This is a genomic window from Sphingobium sp. SJ10-10, from assembly GCF_036038995.2.
Lineage (GTDB): Bacteria > Pseudomonadota > Alphaproteobacteria > Sphingomonadales > Sphingomonadaceae > Sphingobium.
Genome location: NZ_CP158133.1, coordinates 249,131 through 267,923 on the forward strand (window position 1 = coordinate 249,131; position 18,793 = coordinate 267,923).

The following is an 18,793-nucleotide window of genomic DNA, read 5'->3' on the forward strand; positions in this document are numbered from 1 at the left end:
GTCCACAAAAAAGAAGCCCGCCGAACATGTCCGGCGGGCTTTTTCTGTTCAAGCTTCTGTCAACTTGCCCTCAATGCAATCCTGAGCCACCGCCTGCGAGTTCCTTGGCGATGGAGCCGACCATGTCCTTGGCGTCACCGAACAGCATCTGGGTATTGCTGTTATAGTAGATCGGATTGTCGATCCCGGCGAAGCCCGCATTCATCGACCGCTTGATCACAAACACCGACTTGGCGCGATCCGCCTCGATGATCGGCATGCCGGCAATGGCGCTCTGCGGATCGTCGCGCGCCGACGGGTTGATCGTGTCGTTCGCCCCGATGATCAGCGCCACGTCCGCCTGGGGCAGTTCCGGGTTGATGTCGTCCAGCTCGATCAACTGCTCATAGGGCACATTGGCCTCGGCCAGCAGCACGTTCATGTGCCCCGGCATGCGGCCCGCCACGGGATGGATCGCGAACTTCACGTCCACGCCCTTCTTGGTCAGCGCCTGATACAGCTCGCTCACCTTATGCTGCGCCTGCGCCACGGCCATGCCATAGCCGGGGATGATCACGACGACACTGGCATTTTCGAGCTGCATCGCCGCTTCCTCGGCGGACGCGGAGCGCACCACCCGATCGTCCTTGCCGCCCGCCACGCCCGCCACGACCTTGCCGAAGCCGCCGAACATGACGTTGGCGAAGCTGCGGTTCATCGCCTTGCACATGATGACCGCCAGGATGAAGCCCGAAGCACCGTCCAACGCGCCCGCCACGATCAGCAGCTTGTTGCCCAGCGCAAAGCCCATGGCGCTCGCCGCCAGACCCGCATAGCTGTTCAGAAGCGCGATGACGGTCGGCATGTCCGCGCCGCCGATCGGGATCACCAGCAGCACGCCGAACAGCAGAGCCAGCGCGACGAAGGCAGGGAACAGCCAGGTCTGCGTCGGATCGATCGCCAGCATGGCCCCGATCACCACCGTCGCCAGCGCCACGCCGCCGTTCAGCACGCGCTGACCAACGAAGGACACCGGCCGGCTGCCCATGATCTCCTGCAATTTGGCAAAGGCGATGACCGATGCGGTGCAGGTCAGGAAACCCAGCAGCATCTCGAACATCAGCGCCCACATGATGAAGCCGCCCGCATATTCGGCATGGGCATGCTTGTAATATTCCGCCGCACCGATCAGACCGACCGCCAGCGCGCCGAAAGCGTGACTGATCGCGGTCCGCTGCGGAATGGCGGTCATCGGCATCAGCAGCGCCATCGGAATGCCCGCCGCCGCGCCCGCGATCATCGCGATGATGATGAGATTATAGTCGACCACCTCATGCTGCACGAGCGCGCCGATAATGGCCACGACCATGCCGATCTCGCCTGCCCGCACGCCCCGGCGCGCGGTCGAGGGGTGGCTCATCCACATGAGCGCCAGGATGAACAGCGAAGACGAGAGGATCGCCGCAAAGGGCACGAATGCGTTCATCTCACTTCCCCCGCGGCTTGAACATCTTGAGCATGCGGTCGGTGATCATGAAGCCTGAAACCAGGTTCACCGTCGCGCAGAACACTGCGATAAAGCCCAGCGTCTTCGCCAGCGGCGTCGCGCCTTCCTCCCCCGTGATCGTGATCGCACCCACGACCACCACCGCCGCAATCGCATTGGTCAGCGACATCAGCGGCGAATGCAGCAGCGGCGATACCTTCTTAATCAACTGAAAACCCACAAAGGCCGCCAATATGAACACGAACAAATAATCGGGATTAAGCGAACTCACAGACCATCCCCCTGATTGAGCAGGCACGAAACCGAGCGAAAATGCCGCCCATCATATTCAGCCAATAATGATTGGTGGTAGCGTTTACGACGCTCATGCCGCCTGCCGGACCAGCCGCCTTCCATAAACCCCTCCACAGCTTTTCAGCCGTCTCCGCCTTTATTGCCTCGGATGGCAGCAGGCAAGACGCACGAACCCAAATATTACACGGGCATTTTGCGCAACGAAGTTTTCTTATCCCCCCGTCTAGGTCGCGTTTCTGTTCACCCACAGAATGGCGATCAGCTTGCAATTCCGTCGGTTGATCATTAAAATTCTATACTATGGTGCAATATTAAGCTTTCAACGTCAAGGGCAACCCCGCCGCCAGCAATATGACCTCCCGGCACAGGGTCGCCATTTGCTGGTTGAGCCACCCCGCCTCGTCCCGGAATCGCCGGGCCAGGGCGTTATCGGGCACGATGCCCAGTCCCACTTCATTGGCCACCAATGTGACGGGGATGGGACAAGCGACGACAGCATCCGCCAAAGCGGCCCGGGCCGCCGCAATATCCGCCTCAGCCAGCATGAGATTGGAAAGCCAGAGGGTGAGGCAGTCGACCAGGATCGCGTCCGCCCTCCCAGCGGCTTCGGATAACGCCTCAGCCAGGTCCATGGGCGCGTCGATGGTCAGCCAGCGGCTGCCGCGCTCGCTCCGGTGGCGCGCGATCCGCTCCTCCATCTCCACATCGAAGGCCTGCGCCGTTGCGATATAAGCCAGGCTGCCGCCCGAAATGGCCTCGCACCGCTCCTGCGCATAGCGGCTCTTGCCGGAACGGCATCCGCCCAGCACCAGCAACGTCGTCATCCGATTCCCTCCCCGATCGCGGCCAGACCCCACAACATCAGGCAGGCCCATAAATAGATTCGAAGCGCGGCCCGCAGGGCGCGGACATCCGCTTCGCCACCCGTCCCGATCCATGGCTTGTCATGCAGCACGCCGTCATAGCGGATCGGCCCGGCCAGCCTGATCACCAGCGCTCCGGCCATGGCGGCCTCCGGCCAACCCGCATTGGGCGAGGCATGGCGTCCATGGTCCCGCCACATCACGGCCCATCCTCCGCCGCCCGCGATGCAAAGGACAAAGGCCGCCAGCCGCGCCGGCGTCCAGTTCAGCAGATCGTCGAATCGCGCTGCAGCCCAGCCGAAATCCGTGAAAGGCGCCTCCTTGTGCCCGATCATGCTGTCAGCGGTGTTCACGGCCTTATAGGCCCAGATTCCCGGCAGCCCTAACAGCAGGAGCCAGAACAGCGGCGCGACGATTCCATCGCAGAAGCTTTCGGCCAGGCTCTCGATCCCGGCCCTGGCAACGCCCGCTTCGTCCAGCGAATCCGTATCGCGTCCCACGATCCGGCCCACCGCGCGTCGCGCGGCATCCAGCTCTCCCCTCGCCAGCGCGCGCGCCACGGACGCCACATGCGCATAAAGGCTGCGCTGCGCCAGCGCCGGCCAGGCCGCCAGCGCGAGCCAGATCCACGCCATATCCCCCGCCCACCTGCGGATTACCCATTCCAACGCGAGACCGGAACCTCCCGCAACGCCCAGCAACAGCAACAGCAGGGCAATTCCGGCCCATCGCCGGGTCGGGTTGCTCCAGGCTTCCCGGTTCCACCGCCGCTCCACCGCGCCGATGATCCGCGCAAAACCACCCACCGGATGCCCGATCCGCGCATATAGCCAGACCGGCCAGCCTAGCGCGGCATCCAGCATCAGCGCCGCCAGCGCCACCGGCTCAGCCATCCGCCAAGGCCCGGCCGAGCCGCGCCAGCGCGATCGCATCGCCGGGCAGACCAAGCCGCAGCCAGCGCCGATTTTCCTCAAAGGGTCGCGTCAGGATCGCTCGTCGCGCCAGCCGGTCGAACAGGGCCGGTCCATCCTCCACCTCCACCAGCCGGAACAGCGGACATTCCCCCCGCGCCGCCAGTCCGTGCCGCGCCAGCACTTCATCCAGTTGCGCCGCGCGTTCCGCCAAAGCCACAATCGCCTCTTCGATCCATGCCCGGTCATCATAGGCCGCACGCCCGAACGCGATCGCCGCAGCAGAGACCGGCCATTCCCCCAGCATCCGCCGCGCTTCCGCGACGATCGCGCGCGGCCCGATGAGAAAGCCCAGCCGCACGCCCGCCAGCCCGAAGAACTTGCCGAAGGATCGCAACAGGATCAGCCGCCGCTCGTCCCCGACCACATCCGCCAGGCTGCATGACGGCATGGCATCGGCATAGGCTTCGTCGATAATCAGCCATCCCCCGGCCCGCTCCAGTCCCACCAGCCATTCCAGCAGACGGGCAGGCGGCAGGATGCGGCCATCAGGATTGTTGGGATTGGCGAGCAGCAGGGCGACCGCTTCCCGAGGCGCATCTTCCCCGGCGGCGATCGGGTGGCCCTTCGTGAAAATCTCGGCATGGGTGCGATAGCTTGGCAGCCGCCAGCGACCGGGCATGTCCAGCATCCGGCCCATCAGCCGCAACCCGGCTTCGCTCCCCGGCACAGTGCAGAGATGATCGGGATCGACGCCGAAATGTGCCGCCGCCGCCGCTTCCAGGGCCGCCAGATCATGCGGGTCGGGCAGGCATCGCCAATCGACCGAGATGCGATCGGCCCCCGGCCATGTCAGAGGGCTGATCCCCGTCGACAGGTCGATCCAGTCCGCGCCGCCATAGACCGCCCGCGCCTCGGCCAGTCGCCCGCCATGCCAGGTGAAGCCGCTCATCGCGCCAGCACCATCACGGCCAGCAGGCCGCTTTCCAGCAGTTCGATGCCAGCGCCATGTCCATCCCCGGAAATGCCGCCGATCCGCGACCGCAGCCACAGTCCCCAGAGCGGAATCAATATGACTGCCGCCCATAAGGCAGGCACCCAGAAACCCAATATCAGCCCCAGCGCCGTCCAGAGGATGAGGGGTACCGGCCGCCAGCCTGCTCGAAATCGGCTCGCCAGCCCTTCGTGCAGTGGCGGCAACCATCGCGTCCAGACCAGCGGCCCGATGCGCGCCGCCATCGCCACGGGAACCAGCATCCACAGCGGGAAATTTTCCACCCACAACCGCAGCAGCACCAGCTTGGCCAGCAATTGCAGCCCGATGGCGACCACGCCGAAACTGCCGATATGCGGATCGGCCAGAACGGCGGACAGGCGTGTCCGGTCGCCATGCGCCGCCCCCGCCGCGTCCGCGATATCGCCCAATCCGTCGAGATGCAGCGCGCCGGTGACGGCAACCCAGGCGATCAGGCCGAACAGGGCGCCCGCCCATGGATCGATCCGGAGACCGAGACCGGCCCCGCCAGCGACGATCAGGCCCACGGCGATTCCCGTGGCGGGAAACCAACGGATCGCGGCGGCGAAATCGAATTCATCGACGTCCAGCGCGGGCAAGGGCAAGCGCGTCATCAATTGCAGGGCCAGCACCAGCCGCTTCATGGCATCAGCCCTGTGATCTGCACCGACGGCTGCTCGCCGGGCCAGACCCGCAGGCTCAGCACCGCGCCATAGGGCAGGTCGACCGCCCAACCCTGCCGCACGTCGAAGTTGCACAGGACAGCCAGCGCCGCCCGCATCGCTCCGGCATGACAAATCACCAGCACCGGCTCGCCAAGGTCGCCCAGCCCGTCCCGTATCCGGCCGCAAAGATCGGTCCAGCTTTCGCCCTCCGGCGGTGGAAAGCCATCCGGATCGTCCCAGAAGCGGGCCAGATCGGCAGAAGGAAGAGTCGCCGGGTCGGCGCCCTCCCAACGTCCGAAATACAGTTCCCGCCAACGGCTGTCGACACCATGGCCGACGCCTCGCTCCGCCGCTATGACCTCCCCCGGTGCCCGCGCCCGGGCAAGGTCGGACGTCACCACCCGCGCAAAGTCCAATCCTCGCGCGCGCTCAACGCACAGCGCGATCCCGTCGGCTTCCGGCGGTGCATCCAAATGCCCCAGCAACCGCCCGGCAAGCTGCGGCGCGCCATGGCGCATCAGGTGGAGCGGAAAAGCCTTCACAAAGCACCAGCCACTGCCGCTTCCGCAAAGGTCGCCATGCCGGCATGGGCAGCCAGCGCCGACCGCACGATCTGCGTCGCCACCGCAGCGCCGCTGCCCTCGCCCAGCCGCATGTCCAGCCGCAGCAGCGGGTCCAGCGTCAGCGCCGCCAACAGGCGCTCATGGCCTGCCTCGGCCGACATATGCGCCGCCAGGCAATGGCCGACGATCGCCGGACTGTCCTTCGCCAACGGGGCGACCGCCGCGCAACCGATGAAACCATCCAGCATCACCGGCACGCGCAACATCCGCGCCGCCAGCACCGCACCCGCCAGCGCCGCGATCTCGCGCCCGCCCAGCCGCCGCAGCGTTTCGAAGGCGTCGGCACAATGCATCCCATGCAAGGCGAGCGCCTGCGCCACCGCTTCGGCCTTGCGCGCCAGTCCATCGCCGTCCACGCCCGTGCCGCGCCCGACCCAATGCGCCGCCGCGCCGCCAAAGGCCTGCGCGCAAAGCGCCGCCGCTGGCGTGCTGTTGGCAATGCCCATCTCGCCCAGCAGCAGCAGGTCGAGGCCCGGTTCGACCGCCGCCGCCCCGGCATTGATCGCGGCCAGGCATTCCGCCTCGCTCATCGCCGCTTCGACACAAATGTCTCCTGTCGGCCGTTCCAGATCGAGCGCCGCCACGGTCAGTTCCGCGCCGCAGGCTTGCGCCAAAGCATTGATCGCCGCGCCGCCATGGCGGAAATTCGCGACCATCTGGGCCGTGACCTCCGCCGGGAAGGCGCTGACCCCCCGCGCCGCCACGCCATGATTGCCCGCGAAGATCGCCGCACGGATGCGCTCGGCCCGAGGCTTTTCCCGTCCTTGCCAGCCCGCCATGAACAGGGCGATCTCTTCCAGCCGCCCCAGCGATCCGGCGGGCTTCGTCAGCACCGCCTGCCGCGCCGCCGCCGCTGCGACGGCGCTTTCGTCCCGCAAGGGCAAATCCGCCAGCGCAGCGGCAAAGGCCGCACGATCATCGAACCGGATCATGAGCAGATGAAGCCTTCGGGCGGCGTTCGGACGATGAAATGCCCCTTCACCCCCTGCGGCCAGTCGGCATAGCGCACCACGCCCTCCTCGCTTGCGGCATGGCGCACCGCATAATCCAGTATCGCGCGGGCGGCCTCCTCATCCGGCGTGAAGTCGCCCAGAACATAGCCGACCTTGCCGGTCCCCCGGATATGCACGGTGCAATGCCGCTGGCAGGCGAAGAGGCAGGGCATGTCCTGCACCACGACCGCCGCATAGGCGGGGTCGCTCTCCTGCATTTTTTGGAGCGCCTCGGTCAGCAATGCGCCGCCACGCCGACCATCCTCATCCTCCCTGCTCTCCGCCGACAGACGGCAGGTCGAACAGACCACCACCGACGCCCCGCGCCCGACGGCCCGCAACATCAGCGACAGCTCCACATATCAGTCATTCCGCTTCCTCCAGCCCGACGGCAAATGCCCGGCCAGGAAACCAGGCAGAGGAGGACAGGCCGACACCGGACGGGCGACAGAACTCCCCCTGCACGGTCACGCCGGCAAGGCGATGGCTGTCGCTTCGCGAGGGAAAACCCCGTTCGGCCGGCGCACCCTGTCCGGTCGAAGAACGACTGCGTCAGGCAGGTCTCCTGGCTCACGGGTCGATGCTTCCCGGCCGCCTTCTCGGAACCTTGTCCCAATGGCGTGATGGCCGGATCGCTCGCCGCTTACAGTTGCAGGGGCAGCGCGGGCCTTCCACCCGACTTCCCTTTTCATCCCCTTTCGGGGAACCTGTCGCGCCGATGCTGATAAAGACCCCGTCGTTCCATCGCAAGGGGGGTAGAAAAGCATGGTCTTTCCTGACGCCGCAGCACGGAAATATGCGGCGGCGCTACCATGGTTAGACTTCTCTTCACCTCCCCAAACTGCTATCATCCGACAAAATAAGGGAGAGGGTCATGGCTATTCTGACGCGCTGGATGGACTGGATCTGTCGGCTGTTCGCCTGCACGGCGGAAAACGATATGCGGGTCAACAGGTTGATCGCGCACATCCCTTCCGACACCAACGACCGCTAAGCCGCCCGCGCTGGGTGTCTCTCGCGCCGCTTGACGCTCCCGATGGAACGGCGGCGCCTCTGGCCGATATTATGGCCATGTTGGCCAACGACCTGGTCGCCACTCTCATCCGCCTCTGTCTCGCCATGCCCAACCGCCGCGGTTCCGCTGCCCGGGATCAAGAGCGCTGACCATTGCACGTGCCTCCGCGATAGGGGAAGAGGCTGCACGATGCCGACGGAAATCCAGATTGCGATTCGGGGCATGGCCGGACTCGGCCTCATGGGCATGACCCCGCCCAAGGCGGTCGGTGGCCCGGGCACCCGTTGAGGAGAAAGATATGACCGATATACACGACCGGGACATCATCATCGCGGGCTATGCCCGAACCCCGATGGGCGGTTTTCAGGGCGCGCTCTCCGGCGTGTCCGCTACCGAACTGGGCGCCGTCGCGGTGAAGGCGGCCGTCGAACGCTCCGGGGTCGCGCCCGAAGCCATCGACCGCATCTATATGGGTTGCGTCCTCCCCGCCGCTCTGGGCCAGGCTCCTGCACGCCAGGCGGCATTGGGCGCGGGCCTTCCGCAATCGATCGAGGCCACCACCGTCAACAAGATGTGCGGGTCCGGCATGCAGGCGGCGATCATGGCGGCCGAAGCGCTCTCCGCAGGCTCCGTCGACGTCGTCGTCGCGGGCGGCATGGAAAGCATGACGAACGCGCCCTATGCCTTGCCCAAGCATCGGTCCGGCGCGCGCATCGGCCATGACCGGGTCATCGACACGATGATGATGGACGGGCTGGAGGACGCCTATGATCGCGGCAAGCCCATGGGCGCCTTTGCCGAGGATACGGCGCGCGATTATCAGTTCACCCGCGCAGAGATGGACGCCTATGCGATCGAGAGTCTCGCCCGCGCCAATGCCGCGATCAGCAGCGGCGCCTTCGCCGGGGAAGTGGCGCCCGTCACGGTCAAGACCCGCAACGGCGAAGTCCAGGTCGATAAGGACGAACAGCCGGGCAATGCGAGGCCGGAGAAAATCCCGTCCCTGAAACCTGCCTTCGCCAAGGATGGCGCGATCACCGCGGCTTCCTCCGCCTCGATTTCGGACGGCGCGGCGGCGCTGGTGCTGACCCGTGCCGATGTGGCGGAGAAGCTGGGCCTGACGCGGGAAGCCCGCATCGTCGCCACCGCCGCCCATGCCCACGCCCCGGCGCTGTTCACCACCGCCCCGGTCTTCGCGATCCGCAAGGCGCTGGAAAAGGCGGGCTGGTCAGCTGGGGATGTCGATCTCTACGAAGTCAATGAAGCCTTCGCCGCCGTCGCCATGATCGCTATGCGCGACCTGAGCATTCCGCATGACAAGATCAACGTCAATGGCGGCGCCACCGCTCTCGGCCATCCCATCGGCGCGAGCGGCGCGCGTATCATCGCCACGCTGATCGCGGCTCTCAAGGCGCGCGGCCTGAAGAAAGGCGTCGCCGCGCTCTGCATCGGCGGCGGCGAAGCCACGGCGGTCGCCCTGGAAGTCCTGTAAGGGGGAACGGATATGAATATCGAAGGACTGGCCGCCATCGTCACCGGCGGCGCATCCGGCCTGGGCGCCGCCACCGCTCGCGCCCTCGCCGCCAGGGGCGCCCGCGTCACCCTGTTTGACCTCAACGAAGAGGAAGGCGTGAAACTCGCGGCCGACATTGGCGGCCTGTTCCAGCGCGTCAACGTCACCGACGAGGACAGCGTCAATGCCGGCCTCGACGCGGCGGAGGCCGCCCATGGCACTGCCCGCATCGCCGTCAATTGCGCGGGCGTAGCCCCTGCCATCAAGGCGGTCGGGCGCGAATTCGTCCCCCATCCGATCGACAGTTTCCGCAAGGCGGTGGAAATCAACCTTACCGGCACATTCCTGATCGCCTCGCGCTTTGCCGCCCGGCTGCAACAGGCCGAAGCGATCGGTGAGGAACGCGGCGTCATCGTCAACACCGCGTCGGTCGCGGCTTTCGACGGGCAGATCGGCCAAGCCGCCTATGCCGCATCCAAGGGCGGCGTGGTCGGCCTGACGCTTCCCCTCGCCCGCGAATTCGCGCAGTCGCTGATCCGCGTCGTCACCATCGCGCCGGGTATTTTCTGGACGCCGATGCTGGCGGGACTGCCTCAGGCGGCGCAGGATTCGCTCGGCAAGCAGGTTCCGCATCCCAGCCGCCTGGGCAAGCCGGAGGAATATGCGATGCTGGTCGAATCGATCATCGCCAACCCCATGCTGAACGGCGAAACCATCCGCCTCGACGGCGCCATCCGCATGGCGCCCAAATAGGCCACGAGCCGTCTTTTACGCTCTCGCGCAAGGTTAAGGCGTTTCATTCACGCTTCTTTCCGCCTGGCAGTTGTCGACGCAGCCACCAGAAACCTTTTCCGGTCCTTCACACGTTCGCACAGAAGGAGAACCAGAGCGGGAACCAGAACAAGGAAGGACAGGTCCGCCGGTTCCAGTGGAGCGAAGTGGAGTATGCGACGCAGCGGCTCCACGGTCAGGATCAATGCGCAAGCTATCGACACCACGGCCGCGACATAGCGCAGTGAAGGGTTGTTGCGCCAAACGGCGCGCGTCAGGGATGTGCTGAAGGATCTGTTCACCAACACCAGCGCCATGATGGAAGCGACCAGGGCGAAGAAAAGGAGCGCCCTCACGCGATCGGGAGCGAAGCCCCAATATGTCGTGGCGATGTGAAGCCCAAGAAGCAGCGCGAAAGCGATCCCGCCATAGAGGATGCTCGGCAGGACCAGCGCCGCGGAAAAGAGGCGTTCAGCCGGATCACGGGGCGGTCTCTGCATGATGCGGCTTTCTTCCCGTTCGGCTTCGAAGACGAGCGCGCAGACGGGATCGATGATCATTTCGAGCAAGGCGATCTGGATCGGCCCAAGTACCAGCGGCAGGTTCAGCAGCAGCGGCGCCACAGCCAGACCCGCGATCGGCACATGGACGGCGAAGATGAAGCCGATGGCCTTGCGGATATTGTCGTAGATGCGGCGGCCCAGGCGAATGGCGACGATGATCGCGCCGAAATCATCCTCCACCAGGACAATGGCCGCCGCCTCCCGCGCCACATCGGTGCCGCGCCTGCCCATGGCGATGCCGATATGGGCCGCCTTGAGCGCAGGCGCGTCGTTGACGCCATCTCCGGTCATCGCGACCACTTCGCCCGCCGCCTTGAGCGCCGAGACGATCCGCAGTTTCTGTTCCGGCATCGTGCGCGCGAAAATGGCCACGTCCTTCACCCGCGCGCGCAGCTCCCCGTCTGACAGTGCCTTGACTTCATCGCCTGTCATGAGCGCGCCTGAGCCAATCCCCGCTTGTGCCGCAATCGCCTGCGCGGTGACGGGATAGTCGCCGGTGATCATCACAACCCGGATTCCGGCCGAATGACTTTGGGTTATCGCTTCGGGAACTCCCGCCCGCAGCGGGTCGGACAGGCCGACCAGTCCCAGAAGGCTGAAGTCATGCGCTTCATGCCCCTTGCCAAGATCATCCCCGACCGTGTTCGCATAGGCCACGCCCAGAACACGCATGCCGCGGGCCGCCATGGCGTGGACCGCCCGCTCCAGCGCCAGATGGGCCTCAGCATCCAGCCGGCAAAGGCGCGCGATCGCTTCCGGCGCGCCCTTGGCGGCGGCGAACAAAGGCTCACCGGCTTCCACCGGCCGCCACACATTGGACATCGCCAGCAGGTCCGGCCGAAGACCATTGGTGTGAACCAGTTCCCAATCCTCGCGAGCGGGAACCCTGGCATCCCTTGCGGCGGCGTGGAAGGCCACCTCCATCGGATCGACCGGGACCGGCGCGCTCGCCAGGGCCGCCGCGCCGATCAGCTCATGGAATTCGGGCCGTGGAGACCCGTCGCTCAGTGCCGCCATGCTGCCGGACGGGAGCCAAAGCTCCATCACCGTCATACGGTTCTGGGTCAGCGTTCCCGTCTTGTCGGTGCACAGCACTGTAGCGGCGCCCAGCGCTTCTATGGCCGAAGCCCGTCGGGTGAGCACGCCGACCTGCGCGATGCGCCAGGCGCCCATGGCAAGGAAGATGGTGAGGACCACCGGGAACTCTTCGGGCAACAGCGACATGGCGGTCGCGATGCCAGCCAGCAATGCGGCCATCCAATCGCCGCGCAACGAGCCATAGAGCAGAACCACCAACAGCGCGATGGTCACGCCGCCAATGGCGCACAGGCTGACCATCCGGGCAGTTTCCCTCTGCAGATGCGGAGCCTCGGTTTCCAATGTTTCCAGAAACCGCCCGATCTGGCCGATGCGGCTGCGCATGCCGGTAGCGGTCACCCGCGCGATGCCGCCGCCACGCGTGACGACGGCGCCCGAAAAGAGATGAGGCGTGTCGTCACCGCCCGGTTCTGCCTGCTCCGGATCGCTTGCCTGCGCGGCGCGTTTATGTACCGGAACCGCCTCGCCGGTCAGCAGGGATTCGTCCGCCTCCAGTTCCTGGGCTTCGACCAGCAGCGCATCCGCTGCGATGCGGTCGCCCGCTTCCAGCACCAATATGTCGCCGTTCACGACCTCGCGGCCTGGGACACGCAAGGTCTCCCCATCGCGTATCACGAGCGCGCGCGGCGCCGACAGGTCGCGAAGCGCCTCCAGCGTGCGTTCGGTGCGCGCCTCCTGCACGATCGTGATGATGATGGACAAGCCCGCAAATCCCAGCAGGATCAGCGCCTCCGTCCTGTCGCCGAGCAGCAGATAAATGGCGCCCGCCGCCAGCAACATGGCGAACATGGGTTCGCGCAGCACTTCCATCGTGATCCGCAGGGGCGTCCGCCGGTTCGGCCGGGGAAGCTCATTGGGGCCATCCTCGGCCAGCCGCTCACGCGCCTGCGAAGTGGAAAGGCCGGTAAGACCAAGCTGTCCACCCACCATCACCACGCCTCATCTCCCCCGATATGGTTGGCACTGGCGCCGTTGACTGCTGGAAAATCAATAAGCCCTGCATTGCCGTCTATCAGGATAACTACGGACTGCCCCAGCCGTGATATGATCTATTGATCATGGAGATGCCGCAAGTGGGAGAAGTTCGGTTGGACACATCATCGCTCACGCTCACATTTCACGGCGCCGCTGGCACGGTCACCGGCTCCTGCATGGAATTGCGGCTGGGCGATCGCAGCATCCTTGTCGACTGCGGTCTGTTCCAGGGGTCGCGCAGCCTGGAAACCCTGAATCATGGCGACTTCAGCTTCGATCCGCGAAAGATCGACGCGGTCGTGCTGACGCATGCGCATATCGACCATTGCGGGCTTCTGCCGAAGCTTTCGGCCCAGGGATTTGACCGGCCGATCTGGTGCACGCCCGCGACGTCGGACCTGCTGGAATATATGCTGGCCGATGCGGGGCGCATCCAGGAAAGCGAAGCCGACCGCCGCAACCGGCGGCGCGACCGGGCGGGCGAGCGGAACTTCGTGCCGCTCTACACCGAAGAGGATGCCTTGCGCGCATGGCGGCTGAGCCGTCCTGTGCCCCTGTCAGACTGGTTCGATCCGGCGCCCGGCTTCAGGGCGCGATTCTGGAACGCGGGCCATATATTGGGCGCTGCATCGGTGGAGATAGAGGCAGCGGGCGTACGACTGCTCTTCTCCGGCGATCTCGGCCCGGACAACAAGGCCTTTCATCCCGACCCGCAGGCGCCGTCCGGCCTAGATCATGTCGTCTGCGAATCGACCTATGGCGACCGGGCACGCGACAAGTTCACGATCGAACAGCGCCGCAGCCAATTGGAAGCGGAGATCAAGCAGGCGCTGGCCAACGGCGGCAATCTTGTCATTCCCAGCTTCGCGCTGGAAAGGACGCAGGAATTGCTGCTCGACCTTGCCAGGCTCGCGGACGCCAACCGCATCCCCAATGTGCCGATCTTCGTCGACTCTCCGCTCGCCAGCCGCGCGACCAAGGTCTTTGCGGCCCATGCCTCGGAGATGGAAGATATGGATGGGCAGGACGTCTTCCGTCACCCGTCCATCCATTATGTCGAGGATGTGGCGGAATCGATCCGGCTCAACACCATCTCGGGCGCGATCATCATAGCGGCGTCCGGCATGTGCGAAGCTGGACGCATCCGGCACCATCTGAAGCATAATCTGTTTCGGCGGGAATCCACCGTGCTCTTCATCGGCTTCCAGGCCAAGGGCACATTGGGCAGGGTATTGCTGGACGGGGCGCAGCGCGTGCGCATTTCCGGCGAGGACGTGAATGTGCGGGCGCGCATCCGGCGCATCGACAGCTATTCCGCCCATGCCGACCGCGACGAATTGCACCGCTGGATCGCCGACCGCCGGCCCATTGCGGGCAGCCTGTTCCTCGACCATGGGGAGCAGGAAGCGGTCGCTTCGCTGCGCGAACTCGTCCAGGCGGACGATCCGGCCGCCAGCATCGTCACGCCGCAGATCGGAGAGACCTATGCTCTGGAACCGGGCGCACCCGCGCGCAGGATCCAGACGGGCCGCGTCGACATGGACCTGCTCGCCGGGCCGGACTGGCAGAATGACTATGCCGATTTCGTCACCCATCTGAAACAGCATCTGGGCCGGATCAGGAGCGAACGGGCACGCCGCGAGGCGCTCGCCCAGATGCGGCGCGTGCTCGACACATATGAGGATGCGAGGCATCGTCGCTCGACGGCAAAATGATGGAGTTTTCCATGAACAGCGCCTCTCCTTCCGGCATCCGCCACGCCGTGGTGCTTGCTCATCCCGATCCGAAGAGCTTCAACGCCGCCATCGCCACGGCCTATTGCGAGGCCGTTAGCCAGGCAGGCCAGGAAGCCGTGCTGCGCGATCTGTATCGCATGCGCTTCGATCCGGTCCTGAAGAATGAGGAGCGGCCTGACCGGAAGGGATACCGCATGTCGCCCGATGTCGGCGCAGAGCGTGAACTGCTGGACGGCGCACAGGTCTTCACCCTTATCTTCCCGATCTGGTTCGGCATGCCGCCAGCCATGATGACGGGCTATGTCGATCGCGTATTGGGGGCAAGCGTCACGGCCCGTCAAATCCAGGAAGGATCGGACACGGGCCTGCTGGGCAAGGGCCATCTGTGCACCATCACGACCTCCGGCGCTTCGGAGGACTGGCTGGATGCCCAGGGCCAGACCCAGGCGCTACGAGAGCTGTCCGGCACCTATCTGTTCCGCGGCTTCGCCATGCGATCGAGCGAGACATTGCACATCGGTGACGTGGTCGAGGGCGCGACCGCCGCCTTCATCGAAGCCAATCTGGATCGGGTGCGCAGGCGTGCGCGAAACATCTGCGCTCGGGTGGCGCAGGAAATCTTTGGAACGCCGCTTCCACCGGAAACCAGCGACGGCAGTTGACGCACCATTTCGTTCCGAGGAAGACATGCTGACCATAAAGCGCCTCGCTATCGACACTTATCCGGAAAACACCGCCTTCCTGCTGCGCCGGAGCAACGGCTATTCGGCGGAACAGTTTCAGGCTCTGCGCAAGATACGGGTCAGCGGCGAGAGTGCGGAAATCCTGGCCACCCTGGCGCTGGTCGATGAACCTCTGCTGCTGAAGCCGGGCGAAATCGGCTTGGGCGAACAGGCGTTCAGGCGGCTTGGCCTGCCCGAAGGAACGTGCGTCGCCGTCGAGCAGGCCAGGCCGCCCGCCAGCCTGGAATTCGTCCGCCGCAAGATTGACGGCGACACGCTGGAAGATGACGAGATCGCGGCCATCATCCGGGACATCGCCGCACATCTTTATTCGCCGATGGAGATAGGGGCATTCCTGGTCGCCTGCGCCGGCTTCATGAGCACGCAGGAAACGCTGGCGATGACCCGCGCCATGGCGAAGCTTGGCAACCGCTTCGACTGGAAGGCGCCTCTGGTCGTCGACAAACATTGCATCGGCGGCATTCCGGGCAACCGCACCTCGATGATCGTCGTGCCCATTGTCGCGGCGCACGGCCTCATCATGCCCAAGACGTCCTCGCGCGCGATCACTTCTCCGTCCGGCACGGCCGACACGATGGAAGTGCTCGCCAATGTCGACCTGTCCGAAGAAGCCATGAGGGCCATAGTGGCGCGGGAAAAGGCCGTGCTGGCATGGGGCGGCCGGGTGAACCTGTCGCCCGCGGACGATGTGCTGATATCGGTCGAACGGCCGCTGCGCATCGATACGTTCGATCAGATGGTGGCGTCCATTCTCTCCAAGAAGCTTTCCGCCGGTTCCACCCATCTGGTGCTCGACATCCCTGTCGGTCCCACTGCCAAGGTCCGCACCCAGGATGAGGCGGTGCGGTTGCGCAAGCTGTTCGAGCATGTCGCAGACAAGCTCGGCCTCGTCACCGACATCGTGATCACGGACGGATCCCAGCCGGTCGGTAACGGCGTCGGGCCGGTGCTGGAGGCCCGCGATGTCATGGCCGTGCTCCGCAACGATGCCGATGCGCCGCCGGACCTGCGCGAACATGCGCTGTTCCTGGCGGGGCGTGTGCTGGACTTCGATCCGGCCCTTCGCGGCGGCAGAGGCTATGCGCGGGCGATGGATCTGCTGGCGTCGGGCAAGGCGCTCGCCGCGATGGAGCGGCTGATCGAGGCGCAGGGACGCCAGCCGATCCGCTATGCTCCGGGAGAGCATGTGCATGAGGTCCGCGCAGAGGAAGGCGGGCGGGTGACCGCCATCGACTGTCACCGCATCGCCCGCATCGCCCGGCTTGCCGGGGCGCCGATGGACAAGGGGGCGGGCATCGACCTGCTGCACAAGGTCGGGGCGGAGGTGCGCAAGGGCCAGTCGCTCTACCGCATCCATGCACAGTCCGCGACGGGCCTGGGCTTTGCCCGCGATCTGGCCGCAGAAGATTCCGGCTATGAGGTTACGCAGTGATCACAGTCGTCTTTGGCTTTGAGGATAGCATGGCGGCAGCCGAAAGGCTCGGCGTCCTGCTCGAGCTGCCCACCTTCCAGGTCGAAACCCGCCGCTTTCCCGATCGGGAATGTCTGGTCCGGATGCCCGCGCCGGCCCGCACAGCCATCCTCTATCGCTCGCTCAACGATCCGGACGGAAAAATCGTCGAACTGTTGCTCGCTGCCTCCGCCGCGCGCGACCGGGGCGCGGAGCGCGTCATCCTGGTCGCGCCTTATCTTGCCTATATGCGGCAGGACAGAGCCTTCCATCCGGGCGAGGCAGTCAGCCAGCGTGTCATCGGCCGTCTCATCGCGGATCATTTCGACGCTTTATTGACCGTTGACCCGCATCTTCATCGTATCGCGGATTTGAGCGAAGCCGTTCCCGGCATTCCGGCGATCAGCCTGTCGGCTGCCCCCTTGCTCGCCAGCCTCATCGATCGCGCAGGCCATCCCGTCATCATCGGACCGGACGATGAGTCCCGGCAATGGACACAAAGCATCGCCGCGCCGCTTGGCCTCGACATGCTGGTGGCATCCAAGGAACGGAGCGGCGACCGCGATGTCAGCCTCACCCTGCCGGAGGCCGATCGAGTGCGCGGACGCCCGGCCATATTGGTGGACGACATCATTTCCAGCGGCCGGACGCTGATCGAAGCGGCAAGGCTGTTACGCGCGGCCGGCGCCTTGTCGGTCGAGGCGCTGGTTACCCATTGTCTCGCAACCGCCGCCGATCTCGCATTGATGAGGGCGGAAGGAATGGAGCGAATCTCCAGCACCGACAGCGTCAATGGCCCCACAAACAAGGCCTGTCTCGCGCCGCGGCTCTCGCAGGCTCTTCAGGAACATGGCTTGATCTAGAGCGTTTCTAAGCAGATAGAACTCATCCGCTGACTCGGAAAACGCGCCGAAACAAAGGCCTAGAGCAGCCGATCCGATGCAATCGGGTCGGATTCTGCTCTAGGACGGTCTGCGATCCGATTGCATATGATCAACCGTTCTTATGCCTTTGATTTCAGGCAAAACGCGCCAGCAACTGGTTGAGCAATGGGTGCAGCCGGCGGATTTCATCGCGATGCGTGGCAGACAGCTTCGCCAGCAGATCCAGCGCGTCGGGCGTCAACTGCAACTGCGCGCGTCGCCGGTCCGTCGCGCTGGCGTGGCGCGTGACCAACCCCAGCTTCTCCAGTCGATCCACAAGGCCCGTGGCGCTATGCGGTTTCAGCAGCAAGCGCCGCGCGATATAGCCGACCGTGGCATCCTCCGCAGGCGCGGCACGCAGGGCCAGCAGAGCTTGATGCTGCTGCGGCGTCAGCCCCATCTGCGCCGCCCGCTCACTGCTGAAAGCCTGAAACTGGCGCAGCGCGAAGCGGAATTCCGCCAGAGCCGCATAATCCTCATCGTTCAACATGGCGCCGTCTGTTTCCATGGTACCTTCATCTTAAAATATATCGTGTGGCGACAAAATTGCGCGGCACCGTAGCAAGAAAGAGAGATTTTTGCATGATTCGGAAAGCCTTCACTTCAACCGAGCCTGCCATGCCGAACCGCTGTGCGTGATACGCGGGGTGTTGGGGTCTATGACGATGCCGCCCGAACCATCGCCGACAATGGCCGAGGAACCGTGATACGCAGCCATGGCAGTTGCCGCCAGCGGCAGATTGCCCCTATTGTATCGCAGGCTCATTGGCACGACGAGGATGTTCGTATCGACCCCTGTGCCATAATCGCCGCCGGAACAGCCCGAACGCAAGTTATGCTCAACGCAAATTTAGTAATTTGAAAATAAACAGGGAATCATCCTTGAGCTGGTTCGGATCCATCGGCGTCATCGACGGAGCCTATCAGGCGCGCTCTCAGATTTCACGCAAAGTCGACATGGGAAATGGCGATTGGGCGTCGAGGGCGGCAGGGAGATCCATCCTACACTCGCGGAATGGTGGGCGCGGCGATCGGCCGCGCGATTTCCAACAAGCTGGATCTTCAATTGGGAACCGGCGTGACGATCCGGGCCGATCAGAAAGCGAAGCCCTATTTTTCCCTTGGGATCAGCAAATTGTTCTGATTTCTTGATTTCC

The 18,793-nt window shown here is 64.9% G+C and carries 19 protein-coding genes and 1 riboswitch; of the genes, 7 read left to right on the forward strand and 12 right to left on the reverse strand.

Annotated features, from left to right (window positions below):
* Window positions 1-70: 70 nt before the first annotated feature.
* The 9 genes from VVT58_RS16835 to VVT58_RS16875 form a co-directional block, all read right to left on the reverse strand.
* Window positions 71-1,465, reverse strand: coding sequence for an NAD(P)(+) transhydrogenase (Re/Si-specific) subunit beta (locus VVT58_RS16835; RefSeq protein WP_327754584.1), 1,395 nt, complete (start codon window positions 1,463-1,465; stop codon window positions 71-73).
* A 1-nt stretch (window position 1,466) separates the two neighbouring features.
* Entirely contained in the window at window positions 1,467-1,757 is a 291-nt protein-coding gene (locus VVT58_RS16840; protein WP_082749005.1) for an NAD(P) transhydrogenase subunit alpha, read from the reverse strand.
* 334 nt (window positions 1,758-2,091) lie between these two features.
* Entirely contained in the window at window positions 2,092-2,604 is a 513-nt protein-coding gene (gene cobU, locus VVT58_RS16845) for a bifunctional adenosylcobinamide kinase/adenosylcobinamide-phosphate guanylyltransferase (protein ID WP_327754585.1), read from the reverse strand.
* Window positions 2,601-3,536: an adenosylcobinamide-phosphate synthase CbiB gene (cbiB, locus tag VVT58_RS16850; protein ID WP_327754586.1), complete on the reverse strand. Its 936-nt coding sequence runs from the start codon at window positions 3,534-3,536 to the stop codon at window positions 2,601-2,603. The genes cobU and cbiB overlap by 4 nt, the downstream gene beginning before the upstream one ends.
* Window positions 3,529-4,506, reverse strand: a complete 978-nt coding sequence (locus tag VVT58_RS16855) for an aminotransferase class I/II-fold pyridoxal phosphate-dependent enzyme (protein ID WP_327754587.1) — start codon at window positions 4,504-4,506, stop codon at window positions 3,529-3,531. Before VVT58_RS16855 ends, cbiB begins: the two co-directional genes overlap by 8 nt.
* Window positions 4,503-5,213, reverse strand: a complete 711-nt coding sequence (locus VVT58_RS16860; protein WP_327754588.1) for an adenosylcobinamide-GDP ribazoletransferase — start codon at window positions 5,211-5,213, stop codon at window positions 4,503-4,505. Before VVT58_RS16860 ends, VVT58_RS16855 begins: the two co-directional genes overlap by 4 nt.
* Window positions 5,210-5,776, reverse strand: a complete 567-nt coding sequence (locus VVT58_RS16865; RefSeq protein WP_327754589.1) for a histidine phosphatase family protein — start codon at window positions 5,774-5,776, stop codon at window positions 5,210-5,212. Before VVT58_RS16865 ends, VVT58_RS16860 begins: the two co-directional genes overlap by 4 nt.
* Window positions 5,773-6,789 (reverse strand): nicotinate-nucleotide--dimethylbenzimidazole phosphoribosyltransferase, encoded by a 1,017-nt coding sequence (cobT, locus tag VVT58_RS16870; protein WP_327754590.1) that lies wholly within the window; start codon window positions 6,787-6,789, stop codon window positions 5,773-5,775. The genes VVT58_RS16865 and cobT overlap by 4 nt, the downstream gene beginning before the upstream one ends.
* The gene (locus VVT58_RS16875; RefSeq protein WP_327754591.1) at window positions 6,786-7,193 is read right to left on the reverse strand and encodes a DUF1636 domain-containing protein; all 408 of its coding nucleotides are present in this window, start codon (window positions 7,191-7,193) and stop codon (window positions 6,786-6,788) included. Before VVT58_RS16875 ends, cobT begins: the two co-directional genes overlap by 4 nt.
* A 193-nt stretch (window positions 7,194-7,386) precedes the next feature.
* A riboswitch (cobalamin riboswitch) is annotated at window positions 7,387-7,575 on the reverse strand.
* Window positions 7,576-8,162: 587 nt separating this feature from the next.
* On the opposite strand from VVT58_RS16875, the gene VVT58_RS16880 reads away from it, so the two are divergent.
* Entirely contained in the window at window positions 8,163-9,356 is a 1,194-nt protein-coding gene (locus tag VVT58_RS16880; protein WP_327754592.1) for an acetyl-CoA C-acyltransferase, read from the forward strand.
* 12 nt (window positions 9,357-9,368) lie between these two features.
* The gene (locus tag VVT58_RS16885; protein WP_327754593.1) at window positions 9,369-10,130 is read left to right on the forward strand and encodes an SDR family NAD(P)-dependent oxidoreductase; all 762 of its coding nucleotides are present in this window, start codon (window positions 9,369-9,371) and stop codon (window positions 10,128-10,130) included.
* 47 nt (window positions 10,131-10,177) lie between these two features.
* Here the strand turns inward: VVT58_RS16885 and VVT58_RS16890 are convergent, their stop codons facing one another.
* The gene (locus VVT58_RS16890) at window positions 10,178-12,739 is read right to left on the reverse strand and encodes a cation-translocating P-type ATPase (protein WP_327754607.1); all 2,562 of its coding nucleotides are present in this window, start codon (window positions 12,737-12,739) and stop codon (window positions 10,178-10,180) included.
* Between the two features lie 158 nt (window positions 12,740-12,897).
* On the opposite strand from VVT58_RS16890, the gene VVT58_RS16895 reads away from it, so the two are divergent.
* From VVT58_RS16895 to VVT58_RS16910, 4 genes are read left to right on the forward strand one after another with little or no spacing between them, the layout of a single operon-like run.
* Window positions 12,898-14,499, forward strand: a complete 1,602-nt coding sequence (locus VVT58_RS16895; RefSeq protein WP_327754594.1) for an MBL fold metallo-hydrolase — start codon at window positions 12,898-12,900, stop codon at window positions 14,497-14,499.
* An 11-nt stretch (window positions 14,500-14,510) separates the two neighbouring features.
* On the forward strand, window positions 14,511-15,182 hold the full coding sequence (locus VVT58_RS16900; RefSeq protein WP_327754595.1) for an NAD(P)H-dependent oxidoreductase: 672 nt from the start codon (window positions 14,511-14,513) through the stop codon (window positions 15,180-15,182).
* A 25-nt stretch (window positions 15,183-15,207) separates the two neighbouring features.
* Complete coding sequence (locus VVT58_RS16905) at window positions 15,208-16,695, forward strand: thymidine phosphorylase family protein (RefSeq protein ID WP_327754596.1); 1,488 nt, start codon at window positions 15,208-15,210, stop codon at window positions 16,693-16,695.
* Complete coding sequence (locus VVT58_RS16910) at window positions 16,692-17,576, forward strand: ribose-phosphate diphosphokinase (protein ID WP_327754597.1); 885 nt, start codon at window positions 16,692-16,694, stop codon at window positions 17,574-17,576. The genes VVT58_RS16905 and VVT58_RS16910 overlap by 4 nt, the downstream gene beginning before the upstream one ends.
* A gap of 154 nt (window positions 17,577-17,730) precedes the next feature.
* On the opposite strand, the gene VVT58_RS16915 is transcribed toward VVT58_RS16910, so the two are convergent.
* Entirely contained in the window at window positions 17,731-18,144 is a 414-nt protein-coding gene (locus VVT58_RS16915; RefSeq protein ID WP_066562566.1) for a MarR family winged helix-turn-helix transcriptional regulator, read from the reverse strand.
* 90 nt (window positions 18,145-18,234) lie between these two features.
* A complete protein-coding gene (locus tag VVT58_RS16920; protein ID WP_327754598.1) occupies window positions 18,235-18,468 on the reverse strand; it encodes a hypothetical protein in 234 nt (77 codons plus the stop codon).
* 132 nt (window positions 18,469-18,600) lie between these two features.
* On the opposite strand from VVT58_RS16920, the gene VVT58_RS16925 reads away from it, so the two are divergent.
* Entirely contained in the window at window positions 18,601-18,780 is a 180-nt protein-coding gene (locus tag VVT58_RS16925; protein ID WP_327754599.1) for a hypothetical protein, read from the forward strand.
* Window positions 18,781-18,793: the final 13 nt, after the last annotated feature.

What these genes read in the sequence shown, in the direction of transcription:
- VVT58_RS16890 (WP_327754607.1), bottom strand. Translation starts at nt 12,739, where the DNA reads ATGGTGGGTGGACAGCTTGGTCTTACCGGCCTTTCCACTTCGCAGGCG.
- cobT (WP_327754590.1), bottom strand. Translation starts at nt 6,789, where the DNA reads ATGATCCGGTTCGATGATCGTGCGGCCTTTGCCGCTGCGCTGGCGGAT.
- VVT58_RS16860 (WP_327754588.1), bottom strand. Translation starts at nt 5,213, where the DNA reads ATGAAGCGGCTGGTGCTGGCCCTGCAATTGATGACGCGCTTGCCCTTG.
- VVT58_RS16900 (WP_327754595.1), top strand. Translation starts at nt 14,511, where the DNA reads ATGAACAGCGCCTCTCCTTCCGGCATCCGCCACGCCGTGGTGCTTGCT.
- VVT58_RS16835 (WP_327754584.1), bottom strand. Translation starts at nt 1,465, where the DNA reads ATGAACGCATTCGTGCCCTTTGCGGCGATCCTCTCGTCTTCGCTGTTC.
- VVT58_RS16885 (WP_327754593.1), top strand. Translation starts at nt 9,369, where the DNA reads ATGAATATCGAAGGACTGGCCGCCATCGTCACCGGCGGCGCATCCGGC.
- cobU (WP_327754585.1), bottom strand. Translation starts at nt 2,604, where the DNA reads ATGACGACGTTGCTGGTGCTGGGCGGATGCCGTTCCGGCAAGAGCCGC.
- VVT58_RS16855 (WP_327754587.1), bottom strand. Translation starts at nt 4,506, where the DNA reads ATGAGCGGCTTCACCTGGCATGGCGGGCGACTGGCCGAGGCGCGGGCG.
- VVT58_RS16905 (WP_327754596.1), top strand. Translation starts at nt 15,208, where the DNA reads ATGCTGACCATAAAGCGCCTCGCTATCGACACTTATCCGGAAAACACC.
- VVT58_RS16915 (WP_066562566.1), bottom strand. Translation starts at nt 18,144, where the DNA reads ATGGAAACAGACGGCGCCATGTTGAACGATGAGGATTATGCGGCTCTG.
- VVT58_RS16880 (WP_327754592.1), top strand. Translation starts at nt 8,163, where the DNA reads ATGACCGATATACACGACCGGGACATCATCATCGCGGGCTATGCCCGA.
- VVT58_RS16875 (WP_327754591.1), bottom strand. Translation starts at nt 7,193, where the DNA reads ATGTTGCGGGCCGTCGGGCGCGGGGCGTCGGTGGTGGTCTGTTCGACC.
- cbiB (WP_327754586.1), bottom strand. Translation starts at nt 3,536, where the DNA reads ATGGCTGAGCCGGTGGCGCTGGCGGCGCTGATGCTGGATGCCGCGCTA.
- VVT58_RS16925 (WP_327754599.1), top strand. Translation starts at nt 18,601, where the DNA reads ATGGCGATTGGGCGTCGAGGGCGGCAGGGAGATCCATCCTACACTCGC.